We start from the raw sequence: 23,262 nt of genomic DNA, 5'->3' as shown, positions 1-23,262 counted from the left end.
TGGTCAATCTCTGAGGCTGTAGAGGGCATCGGCCTGTTGCCGGAGCGCATGTTGTTCCCGCCGCCAGGCCAGCTGGATGAGCTGGGGGACGTCGAGGATGAGCGCCGGCTGACCGTTGCCAAGAATGGTGGAGCCGCTCACGTAGCGCAGGGACTTGAACAGCTCGCCGAGCGGCTTGATGACGGCCTGCACCTCGCCAATCAGGCGATCCACCACGATGCCGGCACGATGGTCGGCATAGTCCACCATCACCACGAACTCGGGTTCGTCGGCAGGGGGCAGGGCAAACAGCTCGCGCAGGACGATGAAGGGCACCCATTCGCCGCGCACGTTGATCTGGCGGGCCGGGGTGCGCAGGGCATCCGGCGGCAGATCGATGCACTCGACCATCATGTCGAGGGGGATCACCAGGGAGGCGTGATCCACCTCGATGCGAAAACCGTCGATGATGGCCAGGGTGAGCGGCAGTCTCAGCCTGAAGGTGGTGCCCAGCCCCAGCCGGCTGTCGATGGTGGTTTCGCCGCGCAGAAACTCCAGGTTGCGCTTGACCACGTCGAGCCCGACCCCCCGCCCGGAGAGATCGCTGACATCGCTGGCCGTCGAGAAACCGGGCAGAAACAGCAGTTGAAAGATCTCCTGTTCACTCAATACCTTGCCTTCCGGCAGCAGGCCCTGGCCATGGGCCTTGGCGAGGATCTTGTCGCGGTCGATGCCGCGGCCGTCATCGCTGACCTCCACCACCACGGCGCCGGCATCGTGATAGGCGTTGAGGGTGATGGTGCCCTGCGCCGGCTTGCCGGCGGCGAGCCGAGCCTGTTGCTCTTCGAGGCCATGATCGGCGGCGTTGCGCACCAGGTGCATCAGGGGATCGGTCAGCTTCTCGACCATCGACTTGTCGATGTCGGTATCGGCGTTGCGGATCTGCAGCTGGATCTCCTTGCCGGTCTGCTGGGACAGTTCGTGCACCAGTCGCGGGAAGCGGTTGAAGATCTCGTTGATGGGCACCATGCGCAGGGTGAGTGCGTCGTCGCGGATCCCTTCCACCAGGGTGTTGACGATGGCGACTGATTCGATGAGCTCCGCATCCCCCCTCATCCTCGCCTGCAGGGTGGTGGCCGAGGTGGCGATCACCAGCTCGCCGACCCGATTGATCAGCCGATCGAGCTTGGCCGCCTCGATGCGGATGTAGTGCCCTTCCGCCCGCAGCGGTGCGGGTCTGGTCTGTTGTTGGGGGGCCTCCTGCGGCGGGGGGGCTGACTGGATGGGGGGCGCCAGGGCCGGTTCGACGTTTGCCGCGCCAGGCGTCAGTTCGCCTCGCGCGATGCAGGCCGCTTCCGCTTCGCTCAGGGCGCCGGCCTGCACCCAGCGCTGCAGCTGGGCCGCGAGCGGCTCATTGCGCCAGGCCGCCAGTTTTTGCCCCTGTTCTGAAAACTGCGCCAGATCCTGATGGGGGCTGAGCAGGCAGATGAGACTGGCGTGGGCAACGAAATCAAAGGTGCTCCGGATCCGCTCGGCCGGTTCGGCGCTGAGCAGGCCAATCTCGTAGCCGAGGAAACACTCGGTGGCATCGAGCAGTTGCAGCGGGGGCCACTCCTGCCAGACTGGCTGGATGACGTGGATCTCCCCCAGGTTGCCGAGGTAGCGAATGAAGGCCAGCAGATCGAAGCCATCCTGATAGAGGGCGGGATAAAAGCGCAGGGAGAGGTGCCAGGCGCGCCGATCCGTCTGATTGACCGGTGCGGGAGCCGGCATGATCAGCGGCTGGCTGGGCAGGGTCTGGTGCCCTTGCAACTGGGAGAGCAGGGCCAGGATCTGCTGGGTCTCGGTCTGTTGCAGCTCGGGGTTGTGTTCGGCTCCTTGCAGCAGGTCGCGCAGTTGATCGTTGCAGGCCAGCAGCAGGTTGATGAGGTGTTCGTCCAGCGCGATCTCGCCGCTGCGCAGCCGCTCCAGCATGTTCTCCATGGCGTGGGCGAAGCGCACCAGCATGGCCAGTCCCAGCATGCCAGCCGAGCCCTTGATGGTGTGGGCGGTGCGAAACATCAGGTTGTAGGTGTCGGGATTGGCCGGATAGGTGTCGCGATCCAGCAGGGCGTGTTCCAGATTGTCGCACTGCTCGTAGGCCTCCTCGAAGAAGAGGGCACGGGCCTTATTGATGTCCATCCGCGCGGCCCTCCCCATGGTCGGCTGGCCACAATCCCATCAGGCTCAAGACATGGCGGGCCTGGCTCCCTTCAGCGGCCTCGAGTCGCAGCTGCTTGCCCTGCTGGCCGGCCTCCTGCTGCAGGATGGCGATGAGCTGGGCACCGCAGCCATCGAGCATCTCCAGCGGGGTGAGATCCAGCGTCAATACCGAGAAATTGAGCAGACCGAACAGTTCATCCTGCAGATCCCCCAGCGTGATGACGCTGAGCTCGCCGCTCAGGGTAGCGGTCACCGGCGTCTGCCGGGTGTCGATCGCCAGGCTCATGGCTGCACCACCTTGCAGACATCGTCCAGCAGCTTGAGGGGGTCGAACGGCTTGGTGAGCCAGACCCGGGCGCCGGCCTCGAATCCTTCCCGCTTGATCTGCTCGGAGTCTTCGGTGGTCAGCATGATGAAGGGGAGGTAGCGGGTAGTCTGCTGGGCCTTGACCCGTCTTAGCAGGGTCATGCCATCCATGCCGGGCATGTTGAGATCGGAGATGATGAGGTGTACCCGCCGCTGATCCAGTTCGATGAGGGCGGCTTCGCCGTCGCCGGCCTCAATCACCTCAAAACCGGCGCTGGTGAGCGTCATGGTGATGGCCGCCCTGATCCCCACGGAATCATCCACCACCAGTATGGTTTTGCTCATCGGTCATCCTCATCGACTTCATGGATTCCTTGCCCTTAGCGCCAAGGGCAGAGCCCGCACAGGGCTCAGTGATAATTGTTGTTCAACAGCTTGATGTTGGAGAGATTTTTATGTCATCACTGACCAATAGAGACAAATGGCGCCAGTTGTACGGGCCAGGTGGCGCAGCCGAGCCGGGAAGGAGGGGGCGGGCCACATGTTGCAAGAGGGGGGAATAGGGGGGAAATGCAGATACCCTGTTGATGACAGTTAATTAATCAAGCAAGGGGGGGGGTATTTCTTGAAATAGGCAGAGGAGCCTATTTTAGAAGCTGATAATAAATATCGTTCGCGCGTCCATTCCACTTGTTTACATATAATAATACAAATATAAAGGTATATATTATCAGCCACTTTCGGCGAGGTAAAATAGCCTATGGCTGGTAACATAAAGACCGGGTCAAATAGTGTGACAACGCTTTCATTCTGATTATTTAACATCACGAATTAACGGGTAATTTAAATGAATTAAATTCATTAACACGCAAAATTACCCCCTAGTGGGTATTTTGGCGGTGTGCGCTATGCTTTCTAAGTCTATGCTACATATGAAATTTTTATATCCATGCTGATGAGTTTTCTATTTGAATAATGTTCCGTCACTTGATGGAGATCAACGCGGGGCAGGGGGGGAGTACTTAGCATTTCCGCTATTAAGCATTTATCAAACAAGTGCTCACTACGGGAATAAAAAGAATGGTCGAGGATACTTTTTTATCGGCTCATGGAATTAATCGCCGTGACTTTATGAAACTGTGCGCCGGGATGGCCGCAACCCTTGGATTAAGCCAGCATGCCGTGGCCAAGATGGCTACCGCGCTCACCAGCCCCGAGCGGCCACCGGTGATCTGGATAGGGGCGCAGGAGTGTACCGGTTGCACCGAATCGCTGCTGCGCGCCACCCACCCCACCATCGAGAACCTGATCCTCAACACCATTTCGCTGGAGTACCACGAGGTGCTCTCGGCGGCCTTCGGCCATCAGGCCGAAGAGAACAAGCACAATGCCATCGAACGCTACAAGGGCAAGTATGTGCTGGTGGTGGACGGCTCCATCCCGCTTAAAGATGGCGGCATCTACTGCATGGTGGCCGGGGAACCCATCGTCGACCATATTCGCCGCGCGGCTGCCGATGCGGCTGCCGTCATCGCCATCGGCTCCTGCGCCGCCTGGGGCGGGGTGCCTGCCAGCGGCGGCAACCCGACCGGTGCCGTCAGCCTGGAGGAGGCCCTCGGCAACCTCGGCACGCCGATTATCAATATCCCGGGCTGCCCGCCCAATCCCCACAACTTCCTCACCACGGTCGCCTACTACATCACCTACGGCAAGCTGCCGGCGCTCGATGCCAAGAAGCGGCCGCTGTTTGCCTATGAGCGGCTCATCCACGAAAACTGTGAGCGCCGCCCGCATTTCGACGCCGGCCGCTTCGCCAAGGAGTTTGGCGACGAGGGCCACCGTCAGGGCTGGTGTCTCTACCATCTTGGCTGCAAGGGGCCGGAGACCTACGGCAACTGCTCGACCCTGGAGTTCTGCGACGTCGGTGGCGGCATCTGGCCGGTGGGCATCGGCCACCCCTGCTACGGCTGCAACGAGCAGGGAGTGGGTTTCAGCAAGGGGATCTTCCAGCTCGCCAAGGTGGAGAATCCCACCCCGCGGGTGAACAAGCCCGACGTGGCCATCCAGGAGGGAGGACACATGTCGCCCACCGCCACCGGCCTTATCGGTGGGGCGCTCGGGGTGCTGGTCGGGGTGAGTCTGATGACGGTGCGCGAGCTCGGTCGCCAGCAGAAGCGCCATGAAGCCGGGCAGCACACCTCACGGGAGGAGTGACCGTGAACAGACGCAATTTCCTCAAATTCGCCTCCGTCGGTGCGCTGGCGGCGGGCACCACCGTCTCCGGCACTGCCCTGGCGGCGGCCGAGAACAAGCCGCCCATTCCCGGTGCGCTCGGTATGCTCTACGACTCCACCCTCTGCATCGGCTGCCAGGCCTGCGTGGCGGAGTGTCAGCGCCTCAACGGCAACCCGGCCAATCCGGCTGGGGAAGCGACCTGGTCCAACAACGACAAGCTGAGCCCCTACACCAACAACATCATTCAGGTGTGGAAGAGCGGCACGGGTGAGCACAAGGATCAGCTGGTGGATGGCTATGCCTACATCAAGAAGCAGTGCATGCACTGTGTCGATCCCAACTGCGTCTCCGTCTGCCCGGTGCAGGCGCTGACCAAGGATCCCAAGACCGGCATCGTCCACTATGACCCGGACGTCTGCACCGGCTGCCGCTACTGCATGGTGGGCTGCCCGTTCGACGTGCCCAAATATGACTACGACAACCCGCTGGGGGCGATCCACAAGTGCGAGCTCTGCAACCAGAAGGGGCTTGAGCGCATCGATCAGGGCAAGTTGCCCGGCTGTGTCGAGGTGTGCCCGACCGGCGCCGTCATCTTCGGCACCCGGGAGGCGCTGATGGCCGAGGCCAAGCGCCGGCTGCTGGCCACCCCGGGCAGCGAATACGCCTACCCGCGCCAGACCTTCAGCGCCAACGATCCCTACCTGCATGAAGTGCCCAACTACCAGCCTTACGTCTATGGCGAGAAGGAGGGGGGCGGCACCCAGGTACTGGTGCTGGCCGGGGTGCCCTACACCAAGCTCGACATGCCTGACTTGCCGGAGCTCTCCTCCGGGGCGCGCTCCGAGCACATCCAGCACACCCTCTACAAGGGGATGGTGCTGCCGCTGGTGGTGCTGACCGGGCTCTCGGTGCTCATTCGCCGCAACACCAAGGACCATCAGGATGGCGACGATCATGACTCGCACGCGGGCCATGACAAGCAATCAGGAGGCAAGGATCATGAGTAATCACAAGGCACATCCGCTGGGAGGCAGGCTGGTCAGCTGGCCGGTCATGGTGCTGGCGCCGTTCGTCATCCTGTGCGGCATGCTGATCCTCAAACGCCTCATCTTCGGGCTGGGCTCGGTCACCGATCTCAACGGCGGCTACCCCTGGGGGCTCTGGATCTCGTTCGATCTGCTGATCGGCACCGGTTTCGCCTGCGGCGGCTGGGCGCTGGCCTGGGCGGTCTACGTCTTCAACCGGGGCGAGTATCACCCCCTGGTGCGACCGGCCCTGCTGGCGAGCCTGTTCGGTTATTCGCTGGGCGGCCTTTCCATCACCATCGATGTCGGCCGTTACTGGAACCTGCCTTACTTCTACATTCCGGGTTTCTTCAACACCTCCTCGGTGCTGTTCGAGACGGCGGTCTGTATGACCATCTATATCGGGGTGATGGCGCTGGAGTTTGCCCCCGTGCTGATGGAGAAGTTCGGCTGGAAGGTCTCCCTTGCGCGGATCAACAAGGTCATGTTCTTCATCCTGGCGCTGGGGGCCCTGCTGCCCACCATGCACCAATCCTCCATGGGATCCCTGATGATAGTGGCAGGGGAGAAGATCCATCCGCTCTGGCAGAGCTACGAGCTGCTGCCGGTCTTCTCCTTGCTCACCGCCTTCATCATGGGCTTCTCCATCGTGGTGTTTGAAGGCTCCCTGGTGCAGGCGGGGCTGGCGGGGCGCGGTCCCAACGAGAAGCCGCTGTTCTACAAGCTGACCCAGGTGATCGACATCTTCCTGATCCTGTTCGTGGCGCTGCGCTTTGCCGAGATCGTCATCAACGACAAGTCGGAGTACCTCTCCCAGTGGGATCGCTACGCCTTGATGTTCTGGAGCGAGATCGCGCTGATGATCTTCCCGCTGCTGGTGTTCCACTGGGACAAGAGCCGCCGCGATTCGCGCATGTTGTTCCTGGGGGCCCTCAGCATGCTGCTGGGCGCCGCCCTCTGGCGACTGGACTACTCCCTGCTCGCCTTCAACCCCGGCAATGGCTACCACTACTTCCCCTCCGCGGCGGAAGTGCTGATCTCCTTGGGCTTCGTCGCCATCGAGGTGTGTGCCTATTTGCTGCTGATCCGGCTGCTGCCGGTACTGCCATCACTTGAACGTGTTCACCAAGATTATCAGGCCCGAGGGAAAGCCAACGTATGAGCCAACGTATCACCATAGACCCCATCACCCGCATCGAGGGTCACCTGCGTATCGACTGTGAAATCGAAGGCGGCGTCGTCACCAAGGCCTGGTCGTCCGGCACCATGTGGCGCGGGATGGAGGAGATCGTCAAGGGTAACGACCCGCGCGATGCCTGGATGATTGTGCAGCGCATCTGCGGGGTGTGCACCTCCATTCACGCCATCGCCTCGGTGCGGGCGGTGGAGAACGCCATCGGCGCCAAGGTGCCGGTCAACGCCCAGTACATCCGCAACCTGATCATTGCGGCCCACAACATCCACGATCACATCGTCCACTTCTATCAGCTCTCCGCGCTGGACTGGGTGGACATCACCGCCGCACTGCAGGCCAATCCGCAAAAAGCGGCCGACCTGCTCAAGGGGGTATCGACCTGGTCCCTCAACAGCGCCGACGAGCTGACCAAGGTGCAGGACAAGATCCGCGCCCTAGTAGCCAGCGGCCAGCTCGGTATCTTCGCCAACGGCTACTGGGGCCACAAGGCGATGAAACTGAGCCCGGAGGTGAACCTCATCGCCGTGGCCCACTACCTGCAGGCATTGGAGTGCCAGCGCGATGCCAACCGCATCGTCGCCATCCTCGGCGGCAAGACGCCCCACATCCAGAACCTGGCGGTGGGTGGGGTGGCCAACCCCATCAGCCTGGATGCGCCGAGCGTGCTCAACCTGGAACGGCTGCTCTATGTGAAGAGCTTTATCGACCGGCTCGGCGAGTTCATCGAGCAGGTCTACAAGGTGGATGCCGCCATCATAGCCGCGCACTACCCCGAGTGGCTGAACCTGGGGCAGGGGGCCAAGCACTACCTGAGCGTGCCTGAACTGCCCACCGACGGTGACGGCGGCAGCTTCCTGATGCCCGGTGGCTACATCGAGAACGGCGATCTGGCCGGCTATCGCCCCATCGAGAGCCATCAGGATGCCTGGCTGATGGATGGCATTGCCGAGAGCAACAAGCACGCCTGGTACAAGGATGACGAACCCCTCAAACCCTGGGAGGGCAAGACCGAGCCCAACTACACCGGCTGGCAGGATGACGGCAAGTACTCCTGGGTCAAATCTCCCACCTTCTACGGCAAGGTGGTGGAGGTGGGGCCGCTCGCAGACCTCTTGGTGAAACTGGCTGCCAAGCACCCGGAGACGGTGGCGCACTTCGATCAGCTGAACGGCCTCTATAAAACGCTCACCGGCTCTGCCATCAAGACCGAACAGCTGCACTCCACCCTGGGCCGCATCATCGGTCGGGCGGTGCGCTGCTGCGTGCTCAAAGACACCTTGTCCCATCAGTGGAAGGCGCTGGTGGACAACATCGGCAAGGGGGATTTCAGCGCCTACATCAAGACCGAGATCCCGGCGGACAAGGAGTTTCGCGGGGTGGGCTTTGAAGAGGCGCCGCGCGGCATGCTCTCCCACTGGATCGTCATCAAGGGCGGCAAGATCGAGAACTATCAGGCGGTGGTACCGTCGACCTGGAACTCGGGCCCGCGCAACTTCAACGACGAGCCGGGCCCCTACGAGCAATCCCTGGTAGGCACCCCGGTGGCCGACCCCGCCAAGCCGCTGGAGGTGGTGCGCACCATCCACTCGTTCGACCCCTGCATGTCCTGCGCGGTGCACGTGGTGGATACCCAGAGTGGTGAAACAACTCAGGTGAAGGTGCTGTGATGAACACCCTGATCCTGGGCGTGGGCAACCTGCTGTTGAGCGATGAAGCCGTCGGCGTGCGCATCGTCGAGGGGCTGGAGCGCGACTACCGTTTCGCCCCCGGCATCGAGCTGCTCGATGGCGGCACCGCCGGCATGGAGCTGCTCGAAGCGATGGCCAGTCGCGACCACATCATCTTGGCGGACGCGGTGCGCAGCGGCAATCCACCGGGTACCGTGGTGACCCTGAAGGATGAGGAGATCCCGACCCTGTTCGGTCGCAAGATCTCCCCCCATCAGCTGGGGCTGGCGGACGTGCTCTCGGCGCTGCACATGACGGGGGAATCCCCCAGGCAGCTCACCCTGATCGGGGTCGAGCCCGAATCCCTCGAGCCCCGCATCGGCCTCACCCCCGTGGTGGCGGCTGCCATGGGGGAGGCGACGGATCGGATCCTGACCCTGCTGGCCAGTCTGGGAGCACCCGCCATCCCGCTTTCTGAGCAGGAAAAAGCTGACCAAGTGCGGGAGGGCGTATGGCGCAATCCATTGTGAATGAGGCAGTGAACGAAGCCGCGCAAGAGCCGGCGCAGGAGTTTAGCGGTTTTGCCACCAATCCCGCGCCTCTGCTGGTAGCCCAGTACGAGCGGATCGCGCAGCAAGAGATGCAGGCGTTGCCCTTCTATCACCCTGCCATGCCCATCGTGGCCGAGTGCACCCTGTTTGAAGGGCAGTGGCTCGGCTGCGTGCTCACCCCCTGGATGCTGAGCGTGGTGGTGCTGCCGGGGCCGGATCAACTCTGGCCGGTACGCGGCAGCAGCGATCGGCTCGCCCTGCAGCTCCCCTGCGGCAACCTGACCTTTATGGTGGGGGCATTGCCCGAGACGGGGCAGTTGCTGGCCTGCTCGCTCATGTCCCCCATCGACCCGCATCTGGGGGCCGACGAGGGTCGGGCGCTGGTGAGCAGCACCCTCAAGATGCTGCTTTCGCTTCCGGTGCAGCAGGGGGAGGGCGGCGTGAACTTGAGCCGGCGTCGCCTGTTCAGCGGCCGGCGCACCGACGCTGTGGGCGACACCCAGCGCTAGGTCTCATCTGCAATCAGGTTTAGAATAGGGGCCGTTTTGGCCCCTCACTCACTTCTGTCGTGCCCCTGTTTTTTGGGTAGTGAGTGGTAAAACGAACAAGGGATCTTATGACCATTCAATGCTTTGGCTGCCACTCAGGCAGCAACGCCACCCGCCGCAAAGGCCTCTCTGTCACCGCGGCCGCCTTGCTGGCCCTGCTCTCGGGCGGTTTCTCTTCCATGGCGCTGGCGGCCCAGCCCGTCCCCGCCGAACTCAAGCTTGCCATCGGCAGTGAGCCCACCGAAGGGTTCGATCCGCTGCTTGGCTGGAGCCACGGCAGCTACCTGCTGCTGCACAGCCCGCTGCTCAAACAAAACGCCGATCTCAGCTGGCAGAACGTGCTTACCCAGGCGGTGACCCCGAACCAGGATGGCAAGGGGTGGCTTATCCGCCTCAAGCCGGATCTGACATTCTCCAATGGCGCGCCGCTCACCGCCGAAGACGTTGCCTTTACCTACAACAGCGCAGCCCAGGGCGGCGGCAAGATCGACATGGGCAACTTTGTCTCGGCCAAGGTGCTCTCGCCTACCGAGGTTGCCATAGTCTTAAGCGCCCCCCAGAGCACCTTCGTCAACGTGCTGGGATCGCTCGGAATCGTGTCGAAGCGGGATTACGATCCCAAGGCTTACGCCCGCCATCCGGTCGGCGCCGGCCCTTACCGGCTGGTGAGCTTCCTGCCCGGCCAGCAGCTGGTGGTGGAGGCCAACCCCCATTACGCCGGCGGCAATAATGACTTCAAACGGCTGGTGTTTGTCTTTATCGATGAAGAGAGCGCCTACGCTGCCGCCCAGAGCAGCCAGCTCGACTTGGTGCGCATCGCCCCCTCGCTGGCGCCCACAGTCCCTGCCTCCCTCAAGCTGTGGGTGCGGCCGAGCGTGGAGAACCGAGGCATCGTCTTCCCCATTCCACCGGCGGGTGGCAAGGATGCCAAGGGTTATCCCATCGGCAATGACGTGACCTCGGACGTAGCGGTGCGCCGCGCCATCAACTACGCCATCGACCGCAAGCTGCTGGCCGACCAGCTGCTGGAAGGGCACGCCATTCCCGCTTACAGCGCGGTAGAAGGCTTGCCCTGGCTGAATAAAGCCACCGCCTTCAAGGATGGGGATGCCGCCCATGCCAATGCCCTGCTCGATGAGGCAGGCTGGAAGATGGGGAGCGACGGCGTTCGCCACAAAGGCAATCTGCGCGCCGCCTTTACCCTCTGGTACACCAGCGGCGACAGCACTCGCCGGGATCTGGCGGAAGCGGTGCGGGCCATGCTCAAACCCATCGGCCTCGAGGTGAGCCTCAAGTCCGGCAGCTGGGAGCAGGTGGAGCGCGAGATGCACGCCAATCCGGTGCTGATGGGGTGGGGGAGCCTGGATCCCATGGAGCTCTATCACCACTACCAGAGCGGTTCCGCCGGCGTGGAGTTCTACAACCCGGGCTATTACCAGAATCCGGTGGTGGATGGCCACCTCAAGCAGGCGCTGGATGCCCCCGACTGGCAGGCTGCCGTGCCGTTCTGGCAGCAGGTGGAGTGGGATGGCAAGCGTGGCGCCGGAGTGCAGGGCGATGCGGCCTGGGCCTGGCTGCTCAACGTGCAGCACACTTATCTCGCCAACCGCTGCATCGACCTTGGCAAGGGAGCGCCGGAGATCCACGGTAGCTGGTCCTTGCTCAACAACCTGCAGGATTGGCGGTGGACGTGCCGTTAAGTTCGTCCACCATGATGACTGCCACTCTGAAAGCCCTGCTGCGTTTGGCAGGGCTGCTCTGTCTGGTCTCTGTTGCCACCTTTGTGTTGCTGAGCTACTCCCCCATCGATCCCATCAAGGCCTATATCGGCAACGATCTGCTCCATGTGCCGCCGGAGCAGTACGCCCGCATCGCCGCTCGCTGGGGGCTGGATCAGCCGCTCTGGCTGCGTTACTGGCACTGGTTCACCCAAGTGCTGCAGGGGGATCTCGGTTATTCCATGCTCTACAACGCGCCGGTGAGCGAGGTTATTGGCCAGCGCTTTGCCGCCTCTTTCCTGCTGCTGGCAGGCGCCTGGCTGCTCTCCGGCTGTTTCGGCATTTTGCTGGGCCTCTGCGCCGGTCGCTATCTCAACCGCTGGCCCGATCGCCTGATTCGCCGCTTTGCCTATCTGCTCGCCTCCTTGCCCACCTTCTGGGTCGGCCTCTTGCTGCTGGCGCTGTTTGCGGTGCACTGGCCGCTGCTGCCGGTCTGCTGCGCCTGGACGCCGGGGCTCGCTGCCGATGAGGCGGACTGGCTGATGCGGTTGCGTCATCTGTTGCTGCCGGTGGCGACCCTGACCCTGCTGGGGCTTGGCAATATCGCCCTGCACACCCGGGCGCGGGTAGCCGAGGTGCTGGCGAGCGACTTTATTCGCTATGCCCGCGCCCAGGGCGATGGCGGCTGGCCCATGCTGCGCTTTCACGTGCTGCGCCACGCCCTGACGCCGGCGCTCTGCCTGCAGTTTGCCTCCCTCGGTGAGCTGATCGGTGGATCCCTGTTGGCAGAGAAGGTCTTCTCCTATCCGGGGCTCGGGCAGGCCACCGTGGATGCGGGGCTGAGGGGGGATATCCCCCTGCTGATGGGCATAGTGCTCTTCTGTACCCTGCTGGTCTTTTTGGGCAACACGGCGGCGCGGGTACTGCTGACCCGCATCAACCGCGGTTGGGAGGGTATGCATGTTGTTTAATCCGCTCCCCTCCTTGCTGCGTCTGGGCTTTGCGCTGATCTGCCTGCTGCTGCTGGCCACTTACGGCTGGAGCCTCTCTCATCAGGATGTGCCGATGGATCTGCTGGCGCGCCAGCAGCCCCCCTCGCTGGTGCACTGGTTCGGCACCGATCAGATGGGGCGGGATCTCTGGCTGCGGGCCTTTCAGGGTACCCTCACCAGTCTGGAGCTGGGCATCAGCACGGCCCTGTGCAGCGGTCTGCTGGCCATGGTGGCGGCCAGTGTCTCGCTCATCCATCCCCGATGCGATGCGGCGGTGCGCCTCGTGATCGACGCCATGCTGGCGCTGCCCCATATGCTGCTGTTGATCCTGATCTGCTTTACCGCAGGGGGGGGCATGCGCGGGGTGATCCTGGCGGTGGCGCTCACCCACTGGCCCAAGCTGGCGCTCATTCTCTGTGCCGAGGCGCGGCGCATCGCCAGCAGCGACTACGTGGTGTTGGCCCGCAGTCAGGGGATGGGGGCGCTGCGCCGCTGGCGTACCCACCTGCTGCCGGGGCTGTTGCCCCAGTGGTTTATCGGCACCCTGCTGATGTTCCCCCACGCGGTGCTGCACAGCGCGGCGCTGAGCTTCCTCGGCTTTGGTCTGGCGGCCCACGAGGCCTCGCTGGGTCTGCTGCTGGCCGATGCCCTGCGTTATCTGGCCGGTGGCGGCTGGTGGCTTGCCCTCTTCCCCGGTCTGATGCTGCTGACGTTGGTCCTGCTGTTTGATCAGGCGACTCGTGCCCTGCAGCAACTCTGGTTTGGGGGAGAACCATGCTGATATTTGAAAGCGCCATCTGGCGTCAGCACAGTCTGGCAGGCGCGGTTGTTCGATCAGGTTACTTGCGCTCCTTGCAACAGCTGCTGTGGCACAGGAGTGAACCATGCTGAGTTTTGATCAGGTGACCATTGAGGCGGCCCACTACTCCTGGCTGGGGCGGCGCAGCTGGCAGCCATTGCTGACCGATATCTGCCTGCAACTGGCGCCGGGGGAGATAGTGGCACTGGTGGGGGGGAGCGGCGAGGGCAAGAGCCTGCTGCTGCAAAGCGCCCTGACCCTGCTGCCGGACAACCTGCGCATGCGCGGCACCATCTCCCTCGATGGCGTGCCCCTGTGCGACGCCAGCCGGGCTCGTCTGCGTGGCCACACCCTCTGTTATGTGCCGCAGGGGGTGAGCGCCCTCAATCCGTTGCTGACGGTGGAGCGTCAGCTGGGCCGGGCGGCGCGTCTGTGCGGTCAGAGCGGTTCTCGCGAGCGGCTCGGCGAGCAGCTGCTGCGCTACCAGCTGCCCGCCACCACCCTGGACAGCTATCCGCGCCAGCTCTCCGGTGGCATGGCCAAGCGCATTCTGGCCTGCACCGCGGCACTTGGCGGTGCCCGCTACATTCTGGCGGACGAGATCACCGCCTGGCTCGACGAGGGGCTGGCCTGCCAGCTGCTCGGCCAGTTGCGTGAATTGGCCAATCAGGGCAGCGGTATCCTCTGGGTGACCCATGATCTGGCGCTGGCGGCCCGTTTTGCCGATCGCATCGTGGCGCTGCATCAGGGGCAGGTGAGCGACACCTTGAGCTGCCACCATCTGCGTCAGGGGCAGGGGAGCGAGATGCTCCGTGCCCACTGGCAGGCGCTGCCGGAGTTCAACGCGCTCTTCTCTGTGCCGGAGGTTTCCTGATGTTGGAAGTACGAAATCTCACCATCGCCCAGGGGGAACGCTCCCTCTGGCAGGGGTTGTCACTGACGGTGAAGGCGGGCGAGCGGCTCGGCATCTCTGCCCCGAGCGGCCACGGCAAGACCACGCTGGGGCGGGTATTGGCAGGTTGGCAACCGATTGGGGCCGGCGGTCAGCTCCTGCTGGATGGGCAGCCTGTGCCTGAACGGATAAAAGGTTATAACCCCATCCAGCTGGTGCCCCAGCACCCGGAGCTCACCTTCAATCCCTATCGCACTACCGGGCAGGCGCTGTGGGATGTGTGGCGCCCCGATGAGGCCATGCTGGCCCGCTTTATGGTCAAGCCTGTGTGGCTCAGTCGTAAACCCGGCCAGCTCTCCGGTGGCGAGCTGGCCCGCATCGCGCTGCTGCGCGCCCTCGATCCCCGCACCCGTCTGCTGATTGCCGATGAGGTGACCGCCCAGCTGGATCCGCAAATTCAGCGCCAACTCTGGCGGGAGCTGATGATGGAGTGCGAGCAGCGCGGGCTTGGCATGCTTGTCTTCAGTCACCAGCAGGCACTGCTGCGCCAGATCTGCCATCGGGTGCTGCGCTTTGGTGAGATGCAGCCCGAATCTGGGGAGCTGACCGAAAGCGCGGCTTGATAGTTGGTTCCCCCTCATCCCCAGCCCTTCTCCCGCAAGGGGAGAAGGGGGCGGAAGGTGCTATCTCGCCTGGCTCGGGGTTTGGAAAACAGGGCTGGTTGTTATGCTCAAGCCACTCCTGAGGGGCCTGAGAGGAGCGTATTGTTGCAGCATGTTGTTGGCATTCACGAACCGGTTCCCTCTCCTTGGGGAGAGGGCCAGGGTGAGGAGACGCGAGTGTGAGAGGCTGGCCACTCTGGACAGATAGGACGGCCGACAAGGTCCACAGATAAAAGAGAGGGAGGCATCAGCCTCCCTCTCTTGTTTTCTACCGTTATCAGCGGCGTTTAACTGTTTCAGGCAGTGGCCAGCCAGTTGAGCCAGGCATCCATCCCTTCGCCCGTGGTGGCGCTGACCTGGATCACCTGGATATAGGGGTTGACCCGTTTGGCGTTCTCGATGCAGCGTGCCACGTCAAAGCTGACGTAGGGCAGCAGATCGATCTTGTTGATCACCATCAGCTGGGCGGCGGCAAACATATCCGGGTATTTCAGCGGCTTCTCTTCCCCCTCGGTGACGGAGAGGATCGCCACCTTGTACTTCTCGCCGAGATCGAAGCTGGCGGGGCAGACCAGATTGCCCACGTTCTCGATAAAGAGGATGCCCCCTTCATTGGCGGGCAGCTGGTGGCAGGCGTCGTGAACCATCTTGGCGTCCAGATGGCAGCCCTTGCCGGTGTTGATCTGCACGGCAGGCACGCCGGTGGCACGGATGCGATCCGCATCGGCGCTGGTCTGCTGATCCCCTTCGATCACCGCGCAAGGGCGCTTGTCGGCCAGCTGGCGCAGGGTTTCGCACAGCAGGGTGGTCTTGCCTGAACCCGGGCTCGATACCAGATTGAGCACCAGCTGGGCCGCCTCGTCGAAGTGCTCGCGGTTGTGGGCGGCCAGCGCGTTGTTTTTGGCCAGCACATCCATCTCGATGGCGATCAGCTGGCGCTGCCCCATGCCGGGGACCGACAATCCCGCTTCCCCTTTGCCGTAGTGCTGGTCACCCTGCTGGTGGTCATGGTCATGGTCATGGTCATGGTCATGGCTGTGATCATGGGGATGCGCGTGGGAATGGCTGTGGTCATGAGAGTGGGCATGCTCATGATGAAGGTCGTGGGGGTGATCGTGATGGTGCTCATGACCCTCTGCTCCCACTGGCGCCCGTACCCCGTGGTAGTGGTGATGGACATCCCCCTGATGGTGATAGTGGTGGTGAATGATCAGGGGGCGTGGCGCGCTCTGCTCGTGGTCATGATGGTGATGGGCGTCATGAGCATGATGATGGTCGTGTTCATGGTGATGTCCATGTTCATGATGATGTCCATGTTCATGATGATGCTCATGATCGTGTTCATGGCCGGCGATCCGCGCCTGGCCGCATCCGCATACGCTACACATATCAACTTACCTCGATGTCGGTGATGCGCAGGCTATCACCCTGCGCGACTCGTAATTTGTACCCGCCACACTCGGGACAGGCTTGCCCGCGCTCGGTGAGGGTGACCGTCTTGTTGCAGTCGTAACACCAGGCCTCTGCCGCCTGGTGCTGAAAGTGAAGCTGGGCTCCTTCGACGGCGGTGCCCTTGGCGGCAGCCTCGAAACAGAAGGCAATGGTGTCCGGGTCGACGCAGGAGAAGCTGCCGACCTCGAGCCAGAGGGCGGTCACCTTGGTAAAGCCCCGCTGGGTAGCCTGTTCGGCCGCCAGATCGATGGCGGCCATGGCCAGAGACATTTCGTGCATGGTGGCTCCTTAACCGATAGGGGGAAAAGCAGTGACTCCTCCCTGTAATTGACCGAACGGCATGGCCGCTCAACAGATCCGCGGCAGCAGCTCCCCTTGCGGCAGCTCCAGATAACGGCGGCTGCCCCAGGGGTTGCTCAGGATCACCTTGTGGCGATCGCTCGCCTGTACCACGCCGATCTGGCTGGCGGCTGGGTTGAATTGCCGCAAGATGCCCAGTGCGTCCTGCGCCTGTTCAGCAGGCAGGGCCAGCACCATGGTTCCCTCGTTGGCGAGATCATGGGGCTCGAAACCGTAGAGCTCACACAGGCCACGCACCGGATCGCACACCGGAATGGCGGACTCCTCCAGCTCGATGGCAACGCCGGAGGCGCTGCTCCACTCGTTGAGCACGGCGGCAAGGCCACCGCGGGTGGCATCGCGCAGGGCGTGCGGGGTAATGCCCGCTTTTAGCAGCGCTTCTACCTGTGGCCAGAGGGTGGTGCAGTCGCTCTTGAGATCAGATCCCAGTTGCAGGGCGTCACGGGCCATCAGGATGCAGGCGCCGTGGCTGCCGATATCCCGCGACACCAGAATGGCGTCACCGGCCTTGAGGTTGCGCACCGAGATGCCCCGGCTCTGTTCGGGCAGCGGGAAAGTGCCGACCCCGCTGGTGTTGATGAAGATCTTGTCGGCCGCCCCCTTGGGTACCACCTTGGTGTCGCCGCAGACGATGCGGGCACCGCTCTTGGCAAGCTCAGTGGCCATCGATTCGACGATACGGGCGAGATCGGCGTAGGGGAAACCCTCCTCGATGATAAAGCTGCAGCTCAGATACTCGGGCTTGGCCCCCATCATGGCGAGATCATTGACCGTGCCAGCGATGGCCAGCTTGCCGATATCGCCCCCCTCGAAGAAGAGCGGCGAGACGGTAAAGCTGTCGGTGGTGAAGGCAACGGGGCCCTCTACCGGCAACAGGGCGGCATCTTCACCGCGCAGCAGGATCTCGTTGCCAAAGTGGCGAAAGAAGAGCTGGTTGATCAGCTGATTCATTTCGACACCGCCGCCACCGTGGCTAAGTTGGATTTCTCTCATCGTTCCTGGATCCCCATATATCGGTAGTAGGCATTGCAGGCCCCTTCGGAGCTGACCATGCAGCTGCCCATGGGCTGGGTCGGGGTGCAGCCCCGGCCAAAGACTTTGCACTGGTTCGGCTTGGCCAGGCCGCGCAGAATGTCGGCGCACTGGCATGCCTTGTGGTCATCGATGGGGGTTTGATCAAGCTGGAAGTGGTGCTCCGCATCGCGTTTGGCGAAGGCATCCCGCAGGCGCAGGGCGGAAGCGTTGATATCCCCCAGACCCCGCCAGCGAAAGTGCTCGCGGGTCTCGAAAAAGCGCTCGACCAGCCGCTGGGCGGCGCGGTTGCCGCTGGCGGTGACCGCCCGGCTGTACTGCACCTCCAGCGCGTAGCGACCCTCCACCTTCTGGCGCACCATCATCAAGAGGGCCTCCATCACATCCACCGGCTCGAAGCCGCTCACCACCACCGGCACCTGATAACGATCGACGATGGGCAGGTAGATATCGGCGCCGGTGATGACGCTGACGTGGGAGGGGCCGATAAAGGCGTTCACCTTGGCCACCCCGTCGGCCATCACCGCATGAATGGCGGGCGGCACCAGCACATGGTTGATATGAAACAGGAGGTTCTCAATCCCTTGCTCTTCAGCGGCAGCCAGCAGCGCCGCCGTCATCGGGGTAGAGGTCTCGAAACCGATGGCGAAGAAGACCACGGTGTTGTCCGGGTTCTCACGGGCGATGCGCAGGGCATCGAGGGGGTCATAGACAGGGCGGATATCGCTCCCCTTGGCCCGTTGCTGGGCCAGCGTGCCCTTGGATCCCGGCACCCGGATCATGTCCCCCAGGGTGACCAGAATGACGCTGGGCTGGCTAGCCAGCTCGATGGCCTGATCGATGCGTTCTTTCGGCATGATGCAGACCGGGCAGCCGGGGCCGTGAACGAACTCGATGCTGGCGGGCAGCAGCTGGTGCAGGCCGTACTTCATGATGGTGTGGGTATGGCCGCCGCACACCTCCATGACCCGCAGCGGTTCGGACAGATCTTTGGCCAGTTCGGTGATCTGGGCGGCGAGGGCGCGGATCACCTCGGGCTGGCGAAAGCCCTGAAAGAGATCATTCAAGGTCAGCATGGCAAGATATCCTGGTTGGGCATCAGGGCCACCATCTGGCGGAAGCTCTCGAGGCTGGCCTGCGCCTCCTCCTGGTCAATCTTGCTCATCACAAAGCCGATATGGAGCAGCACATAGTCGCCAATGTTGAGAGGCTCTTCGAGCAGCATGCAGCTGACGCGTCGCTGCACCCCCAGGGTGTCGACGGTGACGCAGTTATCTTCGGGGTGCAGCTGCACCACCTGAGAGGGGATGGATAGACACATGGATTTCAGGACTCCGACAAGGTGGCACAACCGGTAGTGACAGGCTGATGCGTGGCAAGATGGTGGATGGCAAACCAGAGCTGACCGGCGGCGATGCCACCGTCATTGAGCGGCAGGGTTTCGCTGGTCAATACCTGCCGACCGGCGGCTTCGAGAGCGGGCACCAGCTGGTCCATCAGCACCCGGTTTTGAAAGACGCCGCCCCCGAGCGCCACCGGATAGCCGGGGAAACGCTCGGCCAGGGCGATGACCAGATTGCTGATGGCGCGGATAAAACCGGCAGCCAGGCTGGCGGTGGAGGAGCCTTTGCGCCGCTCGCTGACAAGGGTATTGATGAGCTCTGCCCATTGGATCTGCAGCGGCCCTTCCGCTGATTGGCTGAGATCAAAGGCGAGGGGGAAGGGCACTTCATCGGGGGCCAGCTGCAAGGCTGCCGCCTCCAGCAGGAGCCCCGCTTCGCCCTCGTAATCCGGGGTATCGATCACCCCCAAGAGCGCCGCCACCGCATCGAACAGCCGACCGATGGAACTGGTATAAGGGGCGTTGCGACCCAGCTGCCAGAGCTGGTGCAGGTTGCGGATCCGCTCTGCGGGCAGTTGCTTGATCGCCGGAATATCGAGGGCGCTGGTCTCATCCACGACATAGGATTCGAACAGCAGCCCCAGCAGTTGGCGCACCGGCTCGCGGATGGCTGCCTCGCCGCCGATCAACTTGAAGGGTTTGAGGTGCGCAACTCGTGTAAAGCCCTTCACATCGGCCAGCAGCAGCTCGCCACCCCAGAGGGTGCCGTCATCGCCAAGGCCGGTGCCATCGAAGGCAACCCCCAGCACAGGGCCCGTGATGTCGTGCTCGGCCATCACCCCCAGCAGGTGGGCGTGATGGTGCTGCACCTCGAGGTGGATTGCACCCTGATCGCGGCAATAGCTTTTGGCCCACTGGTGGCTGAGGTAGCCGGGGTGGCGATCCGAGACCAGCAGTTCGGGTTTGAGATCGTAGAGATCGCGGAAGGTCGCCAGGGTCTGCTCGAAGTGACTCTGCATCGGCAGGCTATGCAGATCGCCGATATAGGGGCTGTAGATGCGCTGGCGGCCGAAGGCCAGCGCCAGCTGGTTCTTCTGCTGCGCCCCGACCGCCAGCAGCGGCAAATTGACCGCCTCTTGCAGGCTGGGGGTGCAGGGGGCATAACCCCGGGCTAGCCGCAACGTCTGGCGTCGCCTGCCGGCCCACTGCACCAGACTGTCGTCGCACGGGTGCAGGATAGGGCGGTTGTGATCCAGGATGCCGTCAATCTCGCTGCCGAGTTCCCTGATCACCGCCTCGCACTCGATAAGGATCGGGCTGCCGCGACCATTGGCGCTGGTGGCCACCAGCGGGATGGCGCAGGCGTCCAGCAGCAGCTGATGGAGCGGGGTATAGGGGAGCATGACCCCGAGGTAGGGGATGCCGGGGGCGATCCCCTCGGCCAGCGGCGCGGTTGTCAGTTGGGATTTTGACGGTCGATCATCGTTTTTGCGCTTGCGCAGCAAGGTGATGGGTCTGGCCTGAGAGGCGAGCAGCTGCCACTCTGCCTCGCAGCCGGTGACATGCAGTTTGGCCTCGGCAAGGGAGCCCATCATCACCGCCAGCGGCTTGCGCTCGCGCCGCTTGAGTGTTCGCAATCTGGCGACACTCTGTTTATTGCGGGCATCACATACCAGGTGATAACCCCCCATGCCCTTGACCGCAATCAGCGCCCCCGCTTGCAGAGCGCTTGCTGCAGCTTGCAGCGCATCCTCGCGCTCGGCCAAGGCATCGCCGCGGCCACTGCGCCAGCTGAGATGGGGCCCGCACTCGGGGCAGCTCACCGGCTGGGCGTGGTAGCGTCTGTCCAGCGGGTTTTCATAGGCCGCCGCGCAGCGCGGGCACATGGCAAAGCCCGCCATGGCGGTGTGGGGGCGGTCGTAGGGGAGGCGGCGGATGATGGTGTAGCGCGGGCCGCAGTGGGTGCAGTTGGTAAAGGGGTAGCGATGGTGGCGATCGTTGGGGTTGGCCACATCGTTGGCGCACGCCTCGCACATTCCCTGATCCGGCGAGATGGCCACAGTAGCCGAGCTCTGCTGCTGGCTCGCTTTAATTCGAAACTGGCCATGAAAGTGGCCATCGTAGTCGGGACCATGAGCGAGGGGCAGTTCCCGATCGCTGAAATGATCGATGCGGCTGAGCGGCGGCGCCAATTCCCGCAGTTCGCGGGCAAAGGCGGCGAGCTGCTCAGGCGATCCTTCGGCGCCAATGGTGACGCCGTTGGCATCGTTCAACACATAACCGGCAATGCCGTGGCGCAGTGCCAGCCCATAGACGAAGGGGCGAAAGCCGACCCCCTGCACGATACCGTCGATATGAAACTCGCGGCGCAGCCGGTTGGCCACAGGATTGGGAGAGATAGCGGGGGCGGTGGCAGCGCTCATGCCAACTCCATTTCATCTTGAGTGGCTGGCAAACGCAGCACCCGACGCTCGTTCTCCTCGCGCCGCACCCAGCCATCCATCTCCATGCGCAGGCAGAACGGAATGGCGTATTTACGCGACAAACCGGTGATCTCCTTGAAGGATGCCATGTCGATCAGGTCTCCCACCTGCTGGCCCGCCAGCACGGCGGCGACCATCTGGTTGTAAAGGGCGGCGTCGTAGTAGATGGGGCCATCGAGCTGCACCAGATACTTGAGTCGCGCCAGGTTGCGCAGCTGCTTTTGCAACGCGCCTTTTTGTAGCAGGCCCTGCTGCAGGGCCGCGGGCAGCTTGCGGGTGATAAAGGGATCCAGCTCCACGCCGCCGGGGCCCAGTTTACCGGGCTCGTACCCCTCCTTGCCTTGATCTCGCACCACCTTGAGCACCAGCTGTGCCTCTTCCCCCAGATCATCTTCCGACTCGCCGCTGCCCGGTTGCCACTTGTCATGGTGCAGGCGAATGAGCTGCTCGCTCTTGAGCTGCTGGAGCAGGGCTTGAATGACCGGCAGGGCGATGCCAAAGCGGGTCGCAAGCTCTGCGGCGCTAAGCGGTTCGCTGGCCAGCGTGGCGAGCAGCTGGTCGCGGCTCTGGGCCAGCCAGCAGTTATCCAGCAGCCACTCACCGAGGGGGGTGACCTGCTCGGGCCGCTGGTCAAAGCGGCTGGCCGCCACATAGCCGTTGAGCCCCAGTTGCAGGGTGGCCGGGTTGTAGCGATCCAAGTCATCAGGCAGCTCGCCCAGCAGGGCGTGCAGCGTTTTGCGTCTGGCGGGATGGATGTCGCCGCACCAGACGATGCGGGCGCCGTGCAGCAGTTCGCTGCTGCCGTGGCGAATGATGGCAAGCGGCTGGCCAAAGAAGCAGGGAATGGGGCTGGCAAAGATCAGTCGTGCCAGCCGGGTATCTTTTATTGGCACAAAGCGCGCCCGGCCATGCCAGCTGCCGAGGGCCACTTCCACTTCGCGGTTGCGCTGTTCCCGGATGCTGCCGCCGACCTCGCAGAGTCGCACGATAAGGTGGGTTGCCGCCTCGCACTGGCCGGCAGCGCTGGTCAGGCAGTGGCCGCGGGCCACCTCCTTGTGGGGCACCTTTTTAAGGCCTACCGCCACTCGGCAGACGGCGCCGATCTCGTCGACGCTCTGATGATAGGCCTGCAGGGAGCGCACCTGCACCTCCCGATCGGCGGGGTAGAGGCGCAGCTTGTCCCCCACCTTGAGGCTGCCCTGCTGCAGGGTGCCGGTGAGCACGGTGCCGGTGCCGTTGGCGGTAAAGACCCTGTCTACATAGAGGCGCGGGGCAGCCTGTTCGCGGGGGGCATGATGCTCGGCCATATCCCCCAACTGGCGCACGATGGCGGTGTGCAGGGCGGCCATATTGGCACCGGTCTTGGCGCTGACGCTGACGATGTCGGGCACCATGCCGCTCTCGTCCATCACCCGCTCCAGCAGGCTCTCTTCAAGCAGTAAAAGCTCGTCGGGCGTTACCAGATCGCACTTGTTGATGCAGACCAGCAGACGCGGTACCCCCATCGCCTTGAGCAGGCGCAGGTGATCGCCGGTCATCGGCATCCACCCCTCGTCGGCGGCAATCACCAGCAGCACCAGATCCAGACTCCAGAGCCCCGCCACCATGTTGCGGATATAGCGCTCGTGGCCGGGCACGTCGATGACACCTATGGTGTTGCCCTGACCGTCGTCGAAGTGGGCAAAGCCGAGATCCTGGGTCATGCCGATGGCCTGCTCGTGGGCACGGGCGGTGGTGATGCCGGTGAGCGCCTTGATCAGCAAGGTCTTGCCGTGATCAACATGGCCGGCAAGGCCGATAACGGCGCGATAGGAGGTCATGG

At 63.2% G+C, this 23,262-nt stretch carries 22 protein-coding genes; 12 read left to right on the top strand and 10 right to left on the bottom strand.

Annotation, left to right across the window (positions count from 1 at the left end; all coding sequences use genetic code 11):
• Positions 1-3: 3 nt before the first annotated feature.
• The 3 genes from AHA_RS12775 to AHA_RS12765 are packed head-to-tail and all read right to left on the bottom strand — an operon-like array spanning position 4 to position 2,832.
• Positions 4-2,160, bottom strand: a complete 2,157-nt coding sequence (locus AHA_RS12775) for a chemotaxis protein CheA (protein WP_011706353.1) — start codon at positions 2,158-2,160, stop codon at positions 4-6.
• Positions 2,147-2,467 (bottom strand): STAS domain-containing protein, encoded by a 321-nt coding sequence (locus AHA_RS12770; protein WP_011706352.1) that lies wholly within the window; start codon positions 2,465-2,467, stop codon positions 2,147-2,149. Before AHA_RS12770 ends, AHA_RS12775 begins: the two co-directional genes overlap by 14 nt.
• Positions 2,464-2,832 carry a response regulator gene (locus AHA_RS12765; protein ID WP_011706351.1) on the bottom strand — a complete coding sequence of 123 codons (369 nt, stop codon included), beginning with the start codon at positions 2,830-2,832 and terminating at the stop codon, positions 2,464-2,466. The genes AHA_RS12770 and AHA_RS12765 overlap by 4 nt, the downstream gene beginning before the upstream one ends.
• A 735-nt stretch (positions 2,833-3,567) precedes the next feature.
• Here AHA_RS12765 and hybO point away from each other — a divergent pair.
• The 11 genes from hybO (at position 3,568) to AHA_RS12710 (ending at position 14,732) form a co-directional block, all read left to right on the top strand.
• Positions 3,568-4,701, top strand: coding sequence for a hydrogenase 2 small subunit (gene hybO / locus AHA_RS12760; RefSeq protein WP_011706350.1), 1,134 nt, complete (start codon positions 3,568-3,570; stop codon positions 4,699-4,701).
• A 2-nt stretch (positions 4,702-4,703) separates the two neighbouring features.
• A complete protein-coding gene (gene hybA, locus AHA_RS12755; RefSeq protein WP_011706349.1) occupies positions 4,704-5,729 on the top strand; it encodes a hydrogenase 2 operon protein HybA in 1,026 nt (341 codons plus the stop codon).
• Entirely contained in the window at positions 5,722-6,909 is a 1,188-nt protein-coding gene (gene hybB, locus AHA_RS12750) for a Ni/Fe-hydrogenase cytochrome b subunit (protein ID WP_011706348.1), read from the top strand. Before hybA ends, hybB begins: the two co-directional genes overlap by 8 nt.
• Entirely contained in the window at positions 6,906-8,609 is a 1,704-nt protein-coding gene (gene hybC, locus AHA_RS12745; protein ID WP_011706347.1) for a hydrogenase 2 large subunit, read from the top strand. Before hybB ends, hybC begins: the two co-directional genes overlap by 4 nt.
• The gene (locus AHA_RS12740; protein ID WP_011706346.1) at positions 8,609-9,139 is read left to right on the top strand and encodes a HyaD/HybD family hydrogenase maturation endopeptidase; all 531 of its coding nucleotides are present in this window, start codon (positions 8,609-8,611) and stop codon (positions 9,137-9,139) included. The genes hybC and AHA_RS12740 overlap by 1 nt, the downstream gene beginning before the upstream one ends.
• Complete coding sequence (gene hybE / locus AHA_RS12735) at positions 9,121-9,669, top strand: hydrogenase-2 assembly chaperone (RefSeq protein WP_011706345.1); 549 nt, start codon at positions 9,121-9,123, stop codon at positions 9,667-9,669. The genes AHA_RS12740 and hybE overlap by 19 nt, the downstream gene beginning before the upstream one ends.
• Before the next feature lie 107 nt (positions 9,670-9,776).
• Complete coding sequence (locus AHA_RS12730) at positions 9,777-11,408, top strand: ABC transporter substrate-binding protein (protein WP_011706344.1); 1,632 nt, start codon at positions 9,777-9,779, stop codon at positions 11,406-11,408.
• Positions 11,393-12,397 (top strand): ABC transporter permease, encoded by a 1,005-nt coding sequence (locus tag AHA_RS12725; RefSeq protein WP_011706343.1) that lies wholly within the window; start codon positions 11,393-11,395, stop codon positions 12,395-12,397. Before AHA_RS12730 ends, AHA_RS12725 begins: the two co-directional genes overlap by 16 nt.
• On the top strand, positions 12,387-13,199 hold the full coding sequence (locus AHA_RS12720; RefSeq protein ID WP_011706342.1) for an ABC transporter permease: 813 nt from the start codon (positions 12,387-12,389) through the stop codon (positions 13,197-13,199). Before AHA_RS12725 ends, AHA_RS12720 begins: the two co-directional genes overlap by 11 nt.
• A gap of 103 nt (positions 13,200-13,302) precedes the next feature.
• On the top strand, positions 13,303-14,091 hold the full coding sequence (locus AHA_RS12715) for an ATP-binding cassette domain-containing protein (RefSeq protein ID WP_011706341.1): 789 nt from the start codon (positions 13,303-13,305) through the stop codon (positions 14,089-14,091).
• A complete protein-coding gene (locus AHA_RS12710) occupies positions 14,091-14,732 on the top strand; it encodes an ATP-binding cassette domain-containing protein (RefSeq protein WP_011706340.1) in 642 nt (213 codons plus the stop codon). Before AHA_RS12715 ends, AHA_RS12710 begins: the two co-directional genes overlap by 1 nt.
• 335 nt (positions 14,733-15,067) lie before the next feature.
• Here AHA_RS12710 and hypB read toward each other — a convergent pair whose 3' ends face one another.
• A complete protein-coding gene (gene hypB, locus AHA_RS12705) occupies positions 15,068-15,916 on the bottom strand; it encodes a hydrogenase nickel incorporation protein HypB (protein WP_202795493.1) in 849 nt (282 codons plus the stop codon).
• Between hypB and AHA_RS21880 the strand changes: the two genes are divergently transcribed.
• Entirely contained in the window at positions 15,797-16,183 is a 387-nt protein-coding gene (locus AHA_RS21880; protein ID WP_269146571.1) for a hypothetical protein, read from the top strand. The two genes, hypB and AHA_RS21880, sit on opposite strands and share 120 nt — an antisense overlap.
• Here AHA_RS21880 and hypA read toward each other — a convergent pair.
• From hypA to selB, 6 genes are all read right to left on the bottom strand, one after another.
• Positions 16,161-16,502, bottom strand: a complete 342-nt coding sequence (hypA, locus tag AHA_RS12700) for a hydrogenase maturation nickel metallochaperone HypA (protein WP_005333346.1) — start codon at positions 16,500-16,502, stop codon at positions 16,161-16,163. The two genes, AHA_RS21880 and hypA, sit on opposite strands and share 23 nt — an antisense overlap.
• A gap of 69 nt (positions 16,503-16,571) precedes the next feature.
• The gene (hypE, locus tag AHA_RS12695; protein ID WP_011706338.1) at positions 16,572-17,576 is read right to left on the bottom strand and encodes a hydrogenase expression/formation protein HypE; all 1,005 of its coding nucleotides are present in this window, start codon (positions 17,574-17,576) and stop codon (positions 16,572-16,574) included.
• Positions 17,573-18,691, bottom strand: coding sequence for a hydrogenase formation protein HypD (gene hypD / locus AHA_RS12690; RefSeq protein WP_011706337.1), 1,119 nt, complete (start codon positions 18,689-18,691; stop codon positions 17,573-17,575). Before hypD ends, hypE begins: the two co-directional genes overlap by 4 nt.
• Complete coding sequence (locus AHA_RS12685) at positions 18,685-18,936, bottom strand: HypC/HybG/HupF family hydrogenase formation chaperone (protein ID WP_011706336.1); 252 nt, start codon at positions 18,934-18,936, stop codon at positions 18,685-18,687. Before AHA_RS12685 ends, hypD begins: the two co-directional genes overlap by 7 nt.
• 5 nt (positions 18,937-18,941) lie before the next feature.
• Positions 18,942-21,380, bottom strand: a complete 2,439-nt coding sequence (hypF, locus tag AHA_RS12680; protein WP_011706335.1) for a carbamoyltransferase HypF — start codon at positions 21,378-21,380, stop codon at positions 18,942-18,944.
• Positions 21,377-23,260 (bottom strand): selenocysteine-specific translation elongation factor, encoded by a 1,884-nt coding sequence (gene selB / locus AHA_RS12675; protein WP_011706334.1) that lies wholly within the window; start codon positions 23,258-23,260, stop codon positions 21,377-21,379. Before selB ends, hypF begins: the two co-directional genes overlap by 4 nt.
• Positions 23,261-23,262 lie beyond the last annotated feature (2 nt).

Origin of the sequence: Aeromonas hydrophila subsp. hydrophila ATCC 7966, assembly GCF_000014805.1 — a bacterium.
In the GTDB taxonomy this organism is placed as follows: domain Bacteria; phylum Pseudomonadota; class Gammaproteobacteria; order Enterobacterales; family Aeromonadaceae; genus Aeromonas; species Aeromonas hydrophila.
Note: the sequence above shows the minus strand (reverse complement) of the source record. Positions and strands in the feature narration are given on the sequence as shown.

Excerpts from the sequence above, each read along its gene's own strand:
- AHA_RS12775 (WP_011706353.1), bottom strand. The coding sequence starts at position 2,160 with ATGGACATCAATAAGGCCCGTGCCCTCTTCTTCGAGGAGGCCTACGAG.
- AHA_RS12770 (WP_011706352.1), bottom strand. The coding sequence starts at position 2,467 with ATGAGCCTGGCGATCGACACCCGGCAGACGCCGGTGACCGCTACCCTG.
- AHA_RS12765 (WP_011706351.1), bottom strand. The coding sequence starts at position 2,832 with ATGAGCAAAACCATACTGGTGGTGGATGATTCCGTGGGGATCAGGGCG.
- hybO (WP_011706350.1), top strand. The coding sequence starts at position 3,568 with ATGGTCGAGGATACTTTTTTATCGGCTCATGGAATTAATCGCCGTGAC.
- hybB (WP_011706348.1), top strand. The coding sequence starts at position 5,722 with ATGAGTAATCACAAGGCACATCCGCTGGGAGGCAGGCTGGTCAGCTGG.
- hybC (WP_011706347.1), top strand. The coding sequence starts at position 6,906 with ATGAGCCAACGTATCACCATAGACCCCATCACCCGCATCGAGGGTCAC.
- AHA_RS12740 (WP_011706346.1), top strand. The coding sequence starts at position 8,609 with ATGAACACCCTGATCCTGGGCGTGGGCAACCTGCTGTTGAGCGATGAA.
- hybE (WP_011706345.1), top strand. The coding sequence starts at position 9,121 with ATGGCGCAATCCATTGTGAATGAGGCAGTGAACGAAGCCGCGCAAGAG.
- AHA_RS12730 (WP_011706344.1), top strand. The coding sequence starts at position 9,777 with ATGACCATTCAATGCTTTGGCTGCCACTCAGGCAGCAACGCCACCCGC.
- AHA_RS12720 (WP_011706342.1), top strand. The coding sequence starts at position 12,387 with ATGTTGTTTAATCCGCTCCCCTCCTTGCTGCGTCTGGGCTTTGCGCTG.
- AHA_RS12715 (WP_011706341.1), top strand. The coding sequence starts at position 13,303 with ATGCTGAGTTTTGATCAGGTGACCATTGAGGCGGCCCACTACTCCTGG.
- AHA_RS12710 (WP_011706340.1), top strand. The coding sequence starts at position 14,091 with ATGTTGGAAGTACGAAATCTCACCATCGCCCAGGGGGAACGCTCCCTC.
- AHA_RS21880 (WP_269146571.1), top strand. The coding sequence starts at position 15,797 with ATGGTCATGGCTGTGATCATGGGGATGCGCGTGGGAATGGCTGTGGTC.
- hypA (WP_005333346.1), bottom strand. The coding sequence starts at position 16,502 with ATGCACGAAATGTCTCTGGCCATGGCCGCCATCGATCTGGCGGCCGAA.
- hypE (WP_011706338.1), bottom strand. The coding sequence starts at position 17,576 with ATGAGAGAAATCCAACTTAGCCACGGTGGCGGCGGTGTCGAAATGAAT.
- hypD (WP_011706337.1), bottom strand. The coding sequence starts at position 18,691 with ATGCTGACCTTGAATGATCTCTTTCAGGGCTTTCGCCAGCCCGAGGTG.
- AHA_RS12685 (WP_011706336.1), bottom strand. The coding sequence starts at position 18,936 with ATGTGTCTATCCATCCCCTCTCAGGTGGTGCAGCTGCACCCCGAAGAT.
- hypF (WP_011706335.1), bottom strand. The coding sequence starts at position 21,380 with ATGAGCGCTGCCACCGCCCCCGCTATCTCTCCCAATCCTGTGGCCAAC.
- selB (WP_011706334.1), bottom strand. The coding sequence starts at position 23,260 with ATGACCTCCTATCGCGCCGTTATCGGCCTTGCCGGCCATGTTGATCAC.